Consider the following 13977-nt stretch of genomic DNA (forward strand, 5'->3'; position numbering starts at 1 on the left):
TCAAAGCCCCGCTGCGGCCGGCATCGGCTTTTCCTTACCCGCACGTTCCTGTTTGAGCAGTTCGGCGATCAGGAAGGCCAGGTCGATCGATTGTTCGGCATTGAGGCGGGGATCGCAGACCGTGTGATAGCGGTCGTTGAGGTCCTCGTCGGTGATGGCGCGCGCGCCGCCGATGCATTCGGTGACGTCCTGCCCGGTCATCTCCAGATGCACGCCGCCGGCATGCGTCCCCTCCGCGGCATGGATGGCGAAGAACGACTTCACCTCCGACAGCACGCGGTCGAACGGACGGGTCTTGTAGCCTGAGGTCGAGGTGATGGTGTTGCCGTGCATGGGATCGCAGGACCACACCACGACGCGCCCTTCCCGCTGCACGGCGCGGATCAGCGGCGCGAGATGGTCGCCGACCTTGTCAGAGCCGAAGCGGTTGATCAGCGTCAGCCGTCCGGGCTCGTTGTCGGGATTGAGGATATCAATCAGCTTCAAGAGCTCATCCGGCTTCAGCGACGGGCCGCATTTTAGGCCGATCGGGTTCTTGATGCCGCGGAAATATTCGACATGGCCGTGGTCGAGCTGGCGGGTGCGATCGCCGATCCAGATCATGTGGCCCGAGGTCGCGTACCAGTCGCCGGTCGTGGAATCGACCCGCGTGAAAGCCTGCTCGTAACCCAGCAGCAGCGCTTCGTGGCTGGTGTAGAAATCGGTGGCACGCAGTTCGGGATGGCTTTCGAGATCCAGCCCACAGGCGCGCATGAAATTCAGCGCGTCCGAGATACGATCCGCCAGTTCCTTGTATCGCCGCGACTGCGGGGAATCCTTGAGGAAGCCGAGCATCCACTGATGCACGCTGCCGAGATTGGCAAAGCCGCCGGTCGCGAAGGCGCGAAGCAGATTCAGCGTCGCCGCCGATTGCCGGTACGCCATCAGCTGGCGCTGCGGATCGGGGATCCGCGACTCCGCCGTGAAGGCAATGTCGTTGACGATGTCGCCGCGGTAGCTCGGCAGTTCGACACCGTTGATTTTTTCCGTGTTCGACGAACGCGGTTTTGCAAACTGTCCGGCGATGCGGCCGACCTTCACGACCGGTAGCGCGCCGGCGTAGGTCAGGACCACGGCCATCTGCAGCAGCACGCGGAAGAAATCGCGGATGTTGTTGGCGCCGTGCTCGGCAAAGCTCTCGGCGCAATCGCCCCCCTGCAGCAGAAAAGCTTCGCCCGCAGCGACCCGGGCCAGCGCTTTCTTCAGGTTGCGCGCCTCACCGGCGAACACCAGCGGCGGAAACGTGGCGAGCTGCGCCTCGACATCGGCCAATGCCTTGGCATCGGGATAATCGGGCACCTGCAGCACCGGCCTGGTGCGCCAGCTATCGGGCGTCCACCGCTCGGACATGACGTTAACTCCTGAGCAAAAACCGCAACTTAATGGCGATTGTTAAGGGCCGGTTTATACACAGGCCTTTAGCCGACCGCCAGTTAGATTTCCGGTAGTCCTGACAAGCCCTTGCGGCAAAAGCCGATTTCGCTTTTGCTGTGGCCGCTCGCAACCTGAGGAGAAGAAGCAGTGGCCGAGCCGGAGCTAGACGGCGTATTTAGCGACGACATCACGGTGCCCGCGACGGATGGATATCCCCTTGCCGCGACGCTGTTTCTGCCCCGCGGCGCCAAGCGCCACGCCGTCCTGATCAATTCGGCAACCGCCGTCCCCCGCAAGCTCTACCGCGGTTTTGCCGGCTACCTCGCCAAGCGCGGCTGCGCGGTTTTGACCTACGACTACCGCGGCACCGGCGATAGCAGGCAGCAGGCGCTGACCGACTACAACCAGCCGAAATCGCTGGTCGGCTTCAAGGCCTCGATGTCGGACTGGGCCGCGCAGGATATCACGGCGGCGGTCGCCTGGATGCGCGAGCGCTACAAGGCGCTCCCCTTCGCCTATGTCGGACATTCGTTCGGCGGCCAGGCGCTCGGCCTGCTGCCGAACAATTCGGAGATTTCCCGCGCACTGTTCATCGCAGCCCAGGCCGGCTACTGGAAATTGATGACGGCGCCGGAGCGCTACCGCGTTTATGCGATGCTGAATTTTGTCGGCGCCCCCTTAACCCGCGCGCTCGGCTACATGCCCGGCAAGGCCGGCCTCGGCATGGACCTCCCGAAGGACGCGTTCCTGCAATGGGTCGGCTGGGTGATGAGCCCGCGCTATCTGTTCGACGACGCCAAACTCGAAGCGTTGCAGAATTTTCCGAAATACACGGGCGCGTTGCGCGCGCTCTGCATGTCCGACGATCCCTGGGCGACGCGGCCCGCGGTCGAATTGCTGTGCGCGGGGTTTACCTCGATCAAGCCAGAGATCATCACGGTGGTACCCGCCGATACCGGCGCGAGCAGGATCGGGCATATGGGATTCTTCCGGCCCGAACATCGCGACACGTTGTGGCGCGGCGCTGCGGAATGGATAGAGGCGGGAGACTAGGCGGCTACGCTTGAAGGAACTGCAACAAACCGTGGTTTCCCGGATAGACCACGCCGAATCAAAATTCGACAATGGCTCATTCCTCGCAATTGATATTATTGCTCGCCCGGCAGTTCGGATCGACTGCCGGGCTTTGCATTGCTGCGCGCCGGCGTAGCCGATGCGTTCTCGCTTAACGTCGATCACACCCGCCTGAATGCAATCGCTCGGGCAAGCGATCGGGCTCGCGTGCGGACCGCGCCGCCATCATTGCCGCTATGAACGATCCACTGGCCGTCAGGTGTTTGCCCGGTAATGATGCCGACATGATGCGCCCAGACCACCACCACGCCGATTCCGGGGCCGCCGGCATTCATGCCTTCGCTCGCCCAGGAGCGCGCAAGCGCCAGACGGCGATCCGGTTTTCCGAGATATTTGCTGAGGTAACTACCGCACCAGCCCCGGTGACCGTGATGCCGGTGGTTGGGACGCGCCTCTGCTTGAATGGAAAAGACGACCAGGAACGCCGACGCAACAAGGAGGGGTTTTAGCATCGATTACTCCAGAGGACGGTGATGGGAGGAAGGTACAAACGCGCCCCCAACAGCGTCCTTCATGGATTGTTCCTGCATAGCTGCCATTTCGCGCCACCCTGACAACCGCGCGGGGTGGCTAGATTCGCGAATTCGCCGATGCTCCCCATTCCTGAAACCAGTTCGGCCTGCCGAATTAGCCTTCGAAGTAGCTTCATAGGATGGGTGGAGCGATACCCATCACCTCTCCGCGCTAGAAATGATGGGTTTCGCTGCGCTCAACCCATCCTACACGCCGTCCGCGACGTTTACTTCCCGTAGCTGTAAAACCCCTGCCCGGTCTTGCGGCCGAGATGGCCGGCGGCGACCATTTCCTTCAGCAGCGGCGCGGGGCGATATTTCGGGTCGTTGAATCCCTCATAGAAGACTTCCATCACCGACAGCATCGTATCCAGCCCGATCATGTCGGCCAGCGCCAGCGGGCCGATCGGGTGGTTGCAACCGAGCTTCATGCCGGCGTCGAGGTCTTCCGCCGTGGCGATGCCTTCCTGAAGCGCAAAGATCGCCTCATTGATCATCGGACAGAGGATGCGGTTGACCGCAAAGCCCGGGCTGTTCTTCGCCGTGATCGATACCTTGCCGATCCTTTTCGAAAACGCTTCGGCCTTGGCGTGGGTATCGTCCGACGTCTGCAGGCCGCGGATCAATTCCAGCAGCGCCATCAGCGGCACCGGATTGAAGAAGTGCAGGCCGATGAAGCGGTCCGGCCGGTCGGTCGCGGCGGCGAGCTTGGTAATCGAGATCGAGGAGGTGTTGGTGGCGAGCAGCGCGCGCGGCTGCAGTTTTGCGCAGAGATCCTTCAGGATCTTCACTTTCAAATCTTCGTTCTCGGTCGCCGCCTCGATCACGAGATCGCAGGTGGAAAACTTCGCCGTGTCCGTGCTCGTCGTGATCCGCGCCAGCGCGGCCTGACGGTCCGCGTCGGTCATCTTCTGCTTGTTGACCAGGCGTTCCAGGCTGTTGGACACGACGGACATGCCACGCGTCAGCGCGGCATCCGAGATGTCGGTCATGACGACGGGGAGACCGGCGGCGGCGCACACCTGCGCGATACCGTTGCCCATCGTGCCTGCGCCTACGATGCCAATTGTTTCGATCATGGAAAACTCCGTTATTGAATGCTTGCCTGCACCGTTATCAGAGTGCCGCGGCCATCGGTAGTGTGCTGTCCGGAGGATAGGTGGAGCGCAGCGATACCCATCAATGGCGCTTCAAGGAAGGTGATGGGTATCGCTTCGCTCCACCCATCCTACGGCCCCGCCTACTCCGCCGCCTGGCGTACATACCTCGCCGTCGGCGTCCGCATCGTCACCAGCTCTTCCGCCGCTGTCGGATGCAGCGCGATCGTCGCGTCGAAATCGGCTTTCGTCGCTTTCATCTTCACCGCGATCGCAACCGCCTGGACGATTTCAGCCGCCGTGTCGCCGACGATGTGACAGCCGAGCACGCGATCTGTCGTGCCGTCGACCACGAGCTTCATCAGCACGCGGGTGTCGCGGCCGGACATCGTCGCCTTGATCGGGCGGAAATCGGCCTTGTAGATATCGACGTGGCTGAATTGCGCCCGGGCCTCGGCTTCGGTCAGGCCCACGGTGCCGACTTCGGGCTGCGAGAACACCGCGGTCGGGATGGTGGCGTGATCGACCTGGACGGGGCGCTTGCCGAACACGGTGTCGGCGAAGGCGTGGCCTTCGCGGATCGCGACCGGCGTCAAATTGAGGCGATGAGTGACGTCACCGATCGCATAGATGTTGTCGACCGAGGTTTTGGACCACTCATCGACGGCGATGCCACCATTCGCCGGGTTGATGGCGACGCCGGCCGTCTCAAGCCCGAGATTGGCGACGTTCGGGTGCCGCCCGATCGCGAACATCACCTTGTCGGTGGCGATGCTCGAACCATCAGACAGGTGCGTGGTGAATTCGTCGCCGTGCCTGCCCACTTTATCGATGGTGCAGCCGGTGATGATGGTGATGCCCTGCTTCTCCATTTCGGCGCGCACGTGCTTGCGGACGTCCTCGTCGAAACCGCGCAGGATGTTGTCGCCGCGATAGATCACCGTTACGTCGGAGCCGAAGCCGGCAAAAATGCCGGCGAATTCCAGCGCGATATAGCCGCCGCCCTGGATCACGATACGCTTCGGCAATTCGGTGAGATGAAACGCCTCGTTCGAGGAGATGACGTGCTCGATGCCGGGGATTTCCCGCCCATGGTTGGGCGCGCCGCCGGTCGCGATCAGGATGTATTTCGCAGTGACCTTCTCGCCGGTCATCAGCCGCAGCGTGTGGGCGTCTTCCAGCACCGCGCGGGTCTTTGCGATGCGCGCACCTGATTTCTCGACATTGGCGGCGTAGGCGGCTTCCAGCCGGGCAATCTCCTTGTCCTTATTGGCGACCAGCGTCGGCCAGTCGAAGGAGACGTCCGATATGGTCCAGCCGAAACCGGCGGCGTCCGCGATCTCGTGGCGGACGTGCGAGCCGAGCACGAACAGCTTTTTCGGCACGCAACCGCGGATCACGCAGGTGCCGCCCATCCGGTATTCTTCGGCGACCATGACCTTGGCGCCATGGTTGGCTGCGATGCGGGCGGCGCGAACGCCGCCCGAACCACCGCCGATGACGAACAGATCGACGTCGAACTCAGCCATCTCAACCCCGCCCGAAGTCGCCTCTGGTTTCTCTTTTTGTTTGACGCGTTTTCTTTACGCGAACCGGAAGTCCACTTCGCTCGAAAACGCTATGGTATCAGATGTCCTTGCCGCGCTTCTTCATCTCGGCGCGGAACTGGCCGTTGATGGTTTCGGCAAATTGCTGCGCCCACTGGTTCATGTAGGACATGCTGAACTGGATGGCACGGGGCTCGCTCGAGAGCAGCTTCTGGCCGAGCGGCGACTTGTAGAAGGTGACGAGGTCCTTCAGCTCCTGCTCGGTGAACTCGTTGGCGTAGACCTGCGCCATGCCCTCGCCGATTTCCTTCTCGCGGCCGGCGAGAGCCTTGGCAACGATCACGGCGACCTCGTTGAGGTCCTTCTGATAGTTCAGATTGCTCTGCATCAGCACGTTCTTGGTCTGCTCGACGAGATTGGGAACGGCGTTGGCATACATCGCGCTCGCGTTCTTCATCGCCAGGATTTCCTTGGCGGCGGCGAGCGCCGCCGGCGAGCCGGGCTTGAGTGGCGCCGTCGCGGCGGGTGCATTTTTCTGCTGCGCGTCGGCCGGAACGGCGGTCAGGGCCAGTCCGACTGCAAGGCCGGCCGCCGACAAAATCCGTGAAAGGCTCTTCATTCCAATTCTCCTCGATTACCGGCGTTACCGCCGCTCAACTACGCGAATTCCCTGGGCACCTGCCAGGACGGCAGTGCTGGCCAGGCCAATGAACAACCCGTGTTCGACGACACCCGGGATCAGGCTCAAGAGGCCCGCCAGACGCGGCGCATCCGTGATGCGCCCGAGATGGGCATCGACAATCCAGTGGCCGCCATCGGTGACAAAAACGTGGCCGTCCTTGCCCTTGCGGAGCCCCATTTGCCCGGAAACGCCGCTTTGGGCAAATGCCGTGGCCATGGCCCGTTGGGTTGCGGCCAGCCCGAACGGAATTACCTCCACAGGTAGGGGGAAACGGCCGAGAACATCGACCCATTTGGTATCGTCGGCAATCACGATCATGCGATCGGAGGCCGCCGCCACGATCTTCTCCCGCAACAGCGCGCCGCCGCCGCCCTTGATCAGGTTCAGCGCAGAATCAAGCTCGTCGGCGCCGTCGACGGTGAGATCGAGCCGGTCGACTTCATCGAGCGTCGTCAACGGAATATTGCACGCTTCAGCCTGGGCGCGGGTCGCTTCCGATGTCGGTACGCCCACCACGCGTAACCCGCCGGCAACCCTCTGGCCGAGCAGGTCGACGAAATGCCTGGCGGTCGAGCCGGTGCCGAGTCCGAGCTTCATGCCGTCCTGCACATGCTCCAGCGCCTGTGCCGCCGCCTGCCGCTTAAGTCCGTCCATATCCACGTGCCGAATGCCTTCCGAAATCCGCCGTTCCGCGGGCGCATGTCTAGCGTCGTTTTGCCGGCAGGAACAGCGTCATGAGGGCCCGACACGCCCGGGATTATTGGGCCGGCACCTTGTCCAGTGCGGCCAAAATGGCCGCGAAACGCGGCTCGACCTCGGCACGCATGCCGGGATGGGTGAAAATGTAGAGTTCATCGTCCCGAATCGCGCTGAGCACGCGCGCGGCGACCGCCGCAGGCTCGAGCCCCGCCCTGATCTGCCTTGCAATCTCGGCCACCATCGCCGCCGCCGGACTGGCGGGATCGAGCGGTTGCGACTGACCGTAGCGCTCCGGCCGGTTGCGCCCGCTCTCGCCGATGCCGGTGCGCACAAAGTGTGGACATAACACGCTTACGCCGATCCCGTGCGGCTTGAGCTGCAGGGCAAGGCCTTCCGACATGCTGACGACCGCAAACTTGCTCGCCGCATAGGGGCTAAATCCCAACCCGCCCTGCATCCCCGCCATCGATGCGGTGTTGACGATATGGCCGCCTTCGCCATGGGCGCGGATATGCGGCAGGAAGCTTTTGATGCCGTGAAGCACGCCCATCAGGTTGACGTCGATGACCCATCGCCAATTATCCAGCGAGATGTGGTCGATGCCGCCGCCCGCAGCGACGCCAGCATTGTTGCACACGACATGGACACGCCCGAACGCATCGAATGTGGCCCGCGCCGCGCGCTCGACGCTTTCCGCGTCGGCCACATCGCAGATGGTGCCGCTGATGTCGGGGGAGATTTCCTGCAGGCTTTTGACGGCAGCCTGCAGGGCATCCGTCTCGATATCCGCCAGCATCACCTTCATGCCGGATTGAGCAAACGCCCGGCCGAGCGCAAGTCCGATGCCTGCGGCTCCGCCGGTCACAAAGGCCGTCTTGCCGGCGAACTCTCGCATGGCGGTTCCTCCTGTGGATTTGCACTTCCCTACTTGCATGATGCTTTGCCTGCCGCTAGCGAATTCCCATGACCCTTCCCCGCATTGTTGTCTTCGACCTCGACGGCACCCTCGTCGACACCGCACCCGACCTGATCGCCGCGCTCAATTTCGCGCTCAACCGCGAGGGCGTGCCGCCGGTGCCGCTGAAATCGGCGCGCAACATGATCGGCGCCGGCGCCCGCAAGCTGATCGAGCGCGGGCTCGAACTGGAAGGCCGCATGATGAGCGTTGCGGACGTCGATCGCCTCATGAAGGATTTCATCGACTATTACGCCGCCCATATTGCCGATGCCTCGCGGCCGTTCGAGGGGCTGGATGCCGCCCTCGATGAGCTTGCGGCACAGGGCTGCCGCTTCGCGGTGTGCACCAACAAGCTGGAATGGCTGTCGAAGCTGCTGCTCGACCAATTGGGGCTGAGCGGACGATTTTCCGCCATCTGCGGCGCCGACACGTTCGGCGTCTCGAAGCCCGACCCCATCATCCTGCAGCAGACGGTGGCGCGGGCGGGCGGCGACATGGCTGCGACCATCATGGTCGGCGACGCCGGCCCCGACGTCGGCGTGGCGAGGCGGGCCGGCATTCCCGTGATCGGCGTCGAATTCGGCTACACCGACGTGCCGATCGCCGAACTGAAGCCCGATCGGCTGATCGGCCATATGCGCGAGCTGCCGGCGGCGGTGGAAAGCCTCAGCAAAGTTCCATCCAGGTCATAACCATCTGATTTGTAGGATATATTTGAAACGCTGATATTCGGCGCTAACCATTTTTAACGTGCCGCCCCGGTCACCCTCGCCAGCCCCAAGTTCCAGCCAGTTGCGGTTCCGGTCCAAGTGATTCGCAACCCCGGCGGTTTTGCCTCGCCGGCGACGACCATCATTGAGCCCAGCCCGGTGTTCGCGGAGCTGAAGCCGGCCGCGCTGCCGCGGAGGGTGCGCAAGCCGATGCGGCCGAGAAGCCGAAGCCACCCAAGGCGGCTCCCCGGCGCAGCCCGCCGCGCGCTGATCCCGCTGCCCAGCTGCGGCAGGTTGCGGATTGTAGGCGCCCTGGAAGGTGCCTAGATTGTGCTAGCGACCTCGCGGGCAGCCCCCCGCGCCGAAACCAGCAAGGCAGGTTATGAGCGGTTCCTCGTTGACTTCATCCGATCACCGGTTCCAGCCGATGGTCGATCCGTTCGGCCGGACCATCCGGTATCTGCGCGTGTCGGTAACCGATCGCTGCGATCTGCGCTGCTTCTACTGCATGTCCGAGGACATGACCTTCCTGCCGAAAGCCGATCTCCTGACGCTGGAAGAACTCGACCGGCTGTGCTCGGCCTTCATCGCCAAGGGCGTGCGCAAGATCCGCCTCACCGGCGGCGAGCCGCTGGTCCGGCGCAACGTGATGTCGCTGGTGCGCTCGCTGTCGCGGCATCTTTCAAGCGGCGCGCTCGATGAATTGACGCTGACCACCAACGCTTCGCAACTGGCGCGCTTCGCCGGCGAATTGCGCGACTGCGGCGTTCGCCGCGTCAACGTCTCGCTCGACACGCTCGATGCGCATAAATTCCGTGCCATCACGCGCTGGGGCGATATCGACAAGGTTCTGGCCGGCATCGAAGCCGCGCGCGACGCAGGCCTTGCGGTCAAGATCAACGCGGTGGCGCTGAAGAACATGAACGAGGAAGAAATCCCCGCGCTGATGGAATGGGCGCACGACAAGGGCATGGCGCTGACGCTGATCGAAGTGATGCCGATGGGCGACATCGGCGAAGGCCGGATCGATCAGTACGTGCCGCTGTCGCTCCTGCGTGCCCGCCTCGCCAAGCACTACACGCTGACCGACCTCGACGACGATACCGGCGGTCCCGCCCGCTATGTCCGCGTTGCCGAGACCGGCGGCAAGCTCGGCTTCATCACGCCGATGACGCATAATTTCTGCGAGTCCTGTAACCGGGTACGGATCACCTGCACCGGCACGCTGCATACCTGCCTCGGCCACGAGGATGCCTCCGATTTACGCAAACCGCTGCGCGCCTCCGCCGACAATGATTTGCTGTCGGCCGCCATCGACCGCGCCATCGGGCTGAAGCCGAAGGGCCACGACTTCATCATCGACCGCCGGCATAACCGCCCGAGCGTCTCGCGCCACATGAGCGTGACCGGCGGCTGATTGCCGCCCGTAAATTTACCGCCCTCCTCAACGCGGATTCATCAGGCCAACCAACGAATTGGTCCCCGCGTCAATTTGTCCATTTTCCGATTGACGCCGCCGCAGCGCGCTGAAATGGTGCGGCTGCTTCACGCCAGCACGGCCGGAACAGGCCGCTGCATCCTTTTGGTTGCAGTCAAGACGGCGGTAGCGCGAGACGGGGGAGGACTTATCGTTGCAATCGCATCTGCGAATGAGCTGCGGGCCTGCGCGTTTTTCGCGCGGTAGCAGCCTTGCGCGTTTGATTCATGGCGGCAGCTCCAGGCGGCCGGCGCGAGATGGCAACGCAATATCAATGAAGACATCCGGCACGCGTCGATGACGCGTCCGAGGAGAGCGTAATGAGCCCATTGTTGGCACTGAGTAACTCTATCGATTGGCTCAATGAGAAACTAGGCGGCGTCTGCAACTGGCTCGTGCTCGCAGCCTGCGTGGTGAGCGCCGCCAATGCGATGATCCGCTACGCGTTCGGCTACAGCTCCAACGCCTGGCTCGAACTGCAGTGGTACATGTTCGCCCTGTTCATAATGTTCGGCGCCTCCTACACGTTCAAGAAGAACGAGCATGTTCGCGTGGAACTTCTCTATCTGATGCTGTCCGAGCGCGGCCAGCTCTGGCTCGACCTGATCGGCACGCTGTGCTTCCTGATCCCGTCCTGCCTGCTGCTCAGCTATCTGTCCTGGCCATTCTTCCTCCAGGCCTACGAGGTCGGCGAGACGTCGAGCAATGCCGGCGGCCTGCTGCGCTGGCCGATCAAGCTCGTCGTTCCCGTAGGCTTCGTTTTCCTGGCGCTGCAAGGCGTCTCCGAGGTGATCAAGCGCATCGCTGCACTGAAGGGTTATGTCGTGATCGATGCGAAATACGAGAGGCCGACCCAATGATCACGCTGGAGATGATGCCGCCGCTGATGTTCGGCGGCTTGATTCTGGCCATGCTGATCGGTTTTCCGGTGGCCTTCACGCTGGCCGCGCTCGGGCTGTCCTTCGGCTTCCTGTCGATCTATCTCGGCTACTTCGACATGAACTTCCTGCAGGCGATTCCCGGACGCATCTTCGGCGGTGTGCTTTCCAACGAATTGCTGCTCGCGATTCCCTTCTTCACCTTCATGGGTTCCGTCCTCGAACGGTGCGGCCTCGCTGAAGACATGCTGGATTCGATGGGCCAGTTGTTCGGCCCGGTCCGCGGCGGTCTCGGCTATTCCGTCATCATCGTCGGCTTCATCCTCGGCGCGATCACCGGCACGGTGGCGGCGCAAGTCATTGCCATGGCGCTGATCTCGATGCCGGTGATGCTCCGCTATGGTTACAACGTGCGCTACATCACCGGCGTGCTGGCTGCATCCGGCACCATCACCCAGCTGGTGCCGCCCTCGCTGGTGCTGATCGTGATGGCCGATCAGCTCGGCAAATCGGTCGGCGACATGTATCTCGGCGCCTGGGGCCCCTCGGTGCTCCAGATCGCCCTGTTCGCCGGCTACACGTTCATGCTCGGACTGATCAAGCCCGGTCACGTGCCGCCAGTGCCCAGGGAAGCGCGAACGCTGACAGGCTGGCAGCTCTGGCGCAAATGCCTGATGGGCATCATTCCTTCGGCCGTGCTGATCTTCGTGGTGCTGGGCACCATGATGCTGGGTCTGGCGACGCCGACCGAAGCCGGCGCGATGGGCGCCATCGGCGCGATCATTCTCGCCGCAATCCATCACAAGGACCTGAGCAACAAGGGTCAAAAGATGCTGATCGTCGGCATCGTCGCAGCCGGTATCGGCGCGATCATCGGAGTTCTCCTTGGCAAGGGGCTCGCGTTCAAGCTAACCTTCGCGGTGGTCTATCTCGCCATCGTATGGCTTTGTCTCGAAGCCGTCCGCATTCCTGACCTGCGCGACTTGATCAAGCAGGGCTACTCGACGACCATGCGCCTCTCCACCATGGTGGTCTTCATCCTGATCGGCTCGACCTGCTTCTCGGTGGTGTTCCTCGGCGTCTCCGGCGGCGTCTGGCTCGAGCACCACCTGACCTCGATTCCGGGCGGCGTCTGGGGTTTTCTGATCTTCATCAACCTCTTCATCTTCTTCCTGGCGTTCTTCCTCGACTTCTTCGAGATTGCCTTCATCATCCTGCCCATGGTTGCGCCGATCGCGCAGAAGATTCTGACACCAGTCGTCGGCGCGGATGCCGCCCTGATCTGGTTCGGCGTCATGCTCTGCGTCAACATGCAGACGTCGTTCCTGCATCCCCCCTTCGGCTTCGCGCTGTTCTACCTGCGCGGCGTTGCGCCCAAGGAGGTCAAGAGCTCCGATATCTATTGGGGTGCCGTGCCCTGGATCGGCCTGCAGGCGGTGATGGTGGCGATCGTGATCGCCTTCCCTGTCGTGGTTACCGCCCTGCTCGACAAGCCGCTCGACGTCGATCTCAGCAAGGTCAGGATCGAGGTGCCGCAGATCGAACTGCCACCGATGCTGGATTTCGGCGGGCCGAAACAATAGCGGCCTTCGCTTCTTCCAAGAAGAAACCCCGGAGCTTTCGCTCCGGGGTTTTTGCTTGTCGAACCTGCTACGACGCGATCAGCCTTGCGGGTTGCGTGCCATGAAACTGTCGTAACCGAGCTCCGCGACCTGGAACCACTGGTATCCGTTGCCCGTGAAACCATTCAGCGACTCCAAGACCTTCTTGAAGTTCGGATTGGTCGCCGCCGTTTCGGCATACAGTTCCTTCGTCGCCTTGAGGCAAGCCTGCATGATCGGTGGCGAGAACGCGTGCAGCTTAGTGCCGCCGGCGAGCAATTTTTTCAGCGCCGGTGGATTACCCTGATCGTACTTCGCCATCATCCAGCTATTGGCGGACTGGCCGGCCTGCTCGATGACGCTTTGATAGTATTTCGGCAGCGAATTCCATTTATCCAGGTTGACGAGCCCGAGCAGCATCGGTCCGCCTTCCCACCAGCCGGGATAGTAATAATGCGGCGCGACCTTGTTGAAGCCGAGCTTCTCGTCGTCATAGGGTCCGACCCATTCCGCCGCATCGATCGTGCCCTTTTCGAGCGCGGGATAGATGTCGCCGCCGGCAAGCTGCTGCGGCACGACGCCGAGCCTCTGCATCACGCGGCCGGCAAAGCCGCCGATACGCATCTTCAACCCCTTCAGGTCGTCGACGGTGTTGATTTCCTTTCGGAACCAGCCGCCCATCTGGCAGCCGGTGTTACCGGCCAGAAACGAGGTGACGTTGTAGCTCTTGTAGAACTGGTTGAGCAGATCCCTGCCGCCGCCGAGCATGTACCAGGCCTGGTTGAGACGCTGGTTGGGACCGAACGGCACCGCCGTGCCGAAGGCAAAGGTCGGGTCCTTGCCGAAATAATAGTAGGACGCCGTATGGCCCATCTCGACGGTGCCGTTCTGCACGGCATCAAGCACCTGCAGGCCGGGCACGATTTCGCCGCCGGCAAAAGCCTGGATCTGGAACTTGTTGTCGGTGGCTTCGCCAACGAGCTTGGCCATCAGCTCGACCCCGCCCCACAGCGTGTCGAGTGATTTTGGCCAGCTTGCCGTCAGACGCCACTTGATCTCCGGCATCGATTGAGCGATGGCGGGAGCCGCCAGAGTTGCAGCGCCGGCCGCGCCAATGCCTGTGACTTTAAGAAAATCTCTTCTTTTCATTGAATCCATCCCTGTTGGTGAACGTGTCGTGGCCCTCTTGGCGAGGCCTTCACAGCCAGCATGGAACAACCGGTTCCCGATTTCCATCCCGAACTATACGGGCAAAACGAAAAAAGCCCG

Annotated in this window: 13 protein-coding genes; 5 read left to right on the forward strand and 8 right to left on the reverse strand. The window is 62.4% G+C overall.

The genetic code is table 11. The features are described 5' to 3' along the window. Nucleotides 1-1389, reverse strand: coding sequence for a class II 3-deoxy-7-phosphoheptulonate synthase (locus C7G61_RS08980; RefSeq protein WP_108513742.1), 1389 nt, complete (start codon nt 1387-1389; stop codon nt 1-3). A 171-nt stretch (nt 1390-1560) separates the two neighbouring features. Between C7G61_RS08980 and C7G61_RS08985 the strand changes: the two genes are divergently transcribed. Further along, nucleotides 1561-2466, forward strand: coding sequence for an alpha/beta hydrolase family protein (locus C7G61_RS08985; protein ID WP_108513743.1), 906 nt, complete (start codon nt 1561-1563; stop codon nt 2464-2466). Nucleotides 2467-2648: 182 nt separating this feature from the next. Here the strand turns inward: C7G61_RS08985 and C7G61_RS45905 are convergent, their stop codons facing one another. The 6 genes from C7G61_RS45905 to C7G61_RS09015 form a co-directional block, all read right to left on the reverse strand. Then, nucleotides 2649-2999, reverse strand: a complete 351-nt coding sequence (locus tag C7G61_RS45905; RefSeq protein ID WP_244608199.1) for a C40 family peptidase — start codon at nt 2997-2999, stop codon at nt 2649-2651. Nucleotides 3000-3286: 287 nt separating this feature from the next. Then, complete coding sequence (locus tag C7G61_RS08995; protein WP_108513744.1) at nt 3287-4138, reverse strand: 3-hydroxybutyryl-CoA dehydrogenase; 852 nt, start codon at nt 4136-4138, stop codon at nt 3287-3289. A 161-nt stretch (nt 4139-4299) separates the two neighbouring features. Then, a complete protein-coding gene (gene gor / locus C7G61_RS09000; RefSeq protein ID WP_108513745.1) occupies nt 4300-5685 on the reverse strand; it encodes a glutathione-disulfide reductase in 1386 nt (461 codons plus the stop codon). 97 nt (nt 5686-5782) lie between these two features. Beyond that, nucleotides 5783-6322 (reverse strand): DUF2059 domain-containing protein, encoded by a 540-nt coding sequence (locus C7G61_RS09005; protein WP_108513746.1) that lies wholly within the window; start codon nt 6320-6322, stop codon nt 5783-5785. 24 nt (nt 6323-6346) lie between these two features. Continuing rightward, nucleotides 6347-7039 carry a ribose-5-phosphate isomerase RpiA gene (gene rpiA / locus C7G61_RS09010; protein ID WP_190241735.1) on the reverse strand — a complete coding sequence of 231 codons (693 nt, stop codon included), beginning with the start codon at nt 7037-7039 and terminating at the stop codon, nt 6347-6349. 103 nt (nt 7040-7142) lie between these two features. After that, a complete protein-coding gene (locus C7G61_RS09015; protein ID WP_108513748.1) occupies nt 7143-7979 on the reverse strand; it encodes an SDR family NAD(P)-dependent oxidoreductase in 837 nt (278 codons plus the stop codon). A gap of 68 nt (nt 7980-8047) precedes the next feature. Here C7G61_RS09015 and C7G61_RS09020 point away from each other — a divergent pair, with 68 nt between their 5' ends. From C7G61_RS09020 to C7G61_RS09040, 4 genes are all read left to right on the forward strand, one after another. Then, nucleotides 8048-8734, forward strand: coding sequence for an HAD family hydrolase (locus C7G61_RS09020; RefSeq protein ID WP_108513749.1), 687 nt, complete (start codon nt 8048-8050; stop codon nt 8732-8734). Nucleotides 8735-9134: 400 nt separating this feature from the next. Next, a complete protein-coding gene (gene moaA, locus C7G61_RS09030) occupies nt 9135-10169 on the forward strand; it encodes a GTP 3',8-cyclase MoaA (protein ID WP_108513751.1) in 1035 nt (344 codons plus the stop codon). Between the two features lie 380 nt (nt 10170-10549). After that, nucleotides 10550-11089: a TRAP transporter small permease subunit gene (locus tag C7G61_RS09035; RefSeq protein ID WP_108513752.1), complete on the forward strand. Its 540-nt coding sequence runs from the start codon at nt 10550-10552 to the stop codon at nt 11087-11089. After that, nucleotides 11086-12690 carry a TRAP transporter large permease gene (locus C7G61_RS09040; RefSeq protein WP_108513753.1) on the forward strand — a complete coding sequence of 535 codons (1605 nt, stop codon included), beginning with the start codon at nt 11086-11088 and terminating at the stop codon, nt 12688-12690. Before C7G61_RS09035 ends, C7G61_RS09040 begins: the two co-directional genes overlap by 4 nt. 78 nt (nt 12691-12768) lie before the next feature. On the opposite strand, the gene C7G61_RS09045 is transcribed toward C7G61_RS09040, so the two are convergent. Then, nucleotides 12769-13857 (reverse strand): TRAP transporter substrate-binding protein, encoded by a 1089-nt coding sequence (locus tag C7G61_RS09045; protein ID WP_108513754.1) that lies wholly within the window; start codon nt 13855-13857, stop codon nt 12769-12771. Nucleotides 13858-13977: the final 120 nt, after the last annotated feature.

This window comes from Bradyrhizobium algeriense, assembly GCF_003062295.1.
GTDB lineage: Bacteria > Pseudomonadota > Alphaproteobacteria > Rhizobiales > Xanthobacteraceae > Bradyrhizobium > Bradyrhizobium algeriense.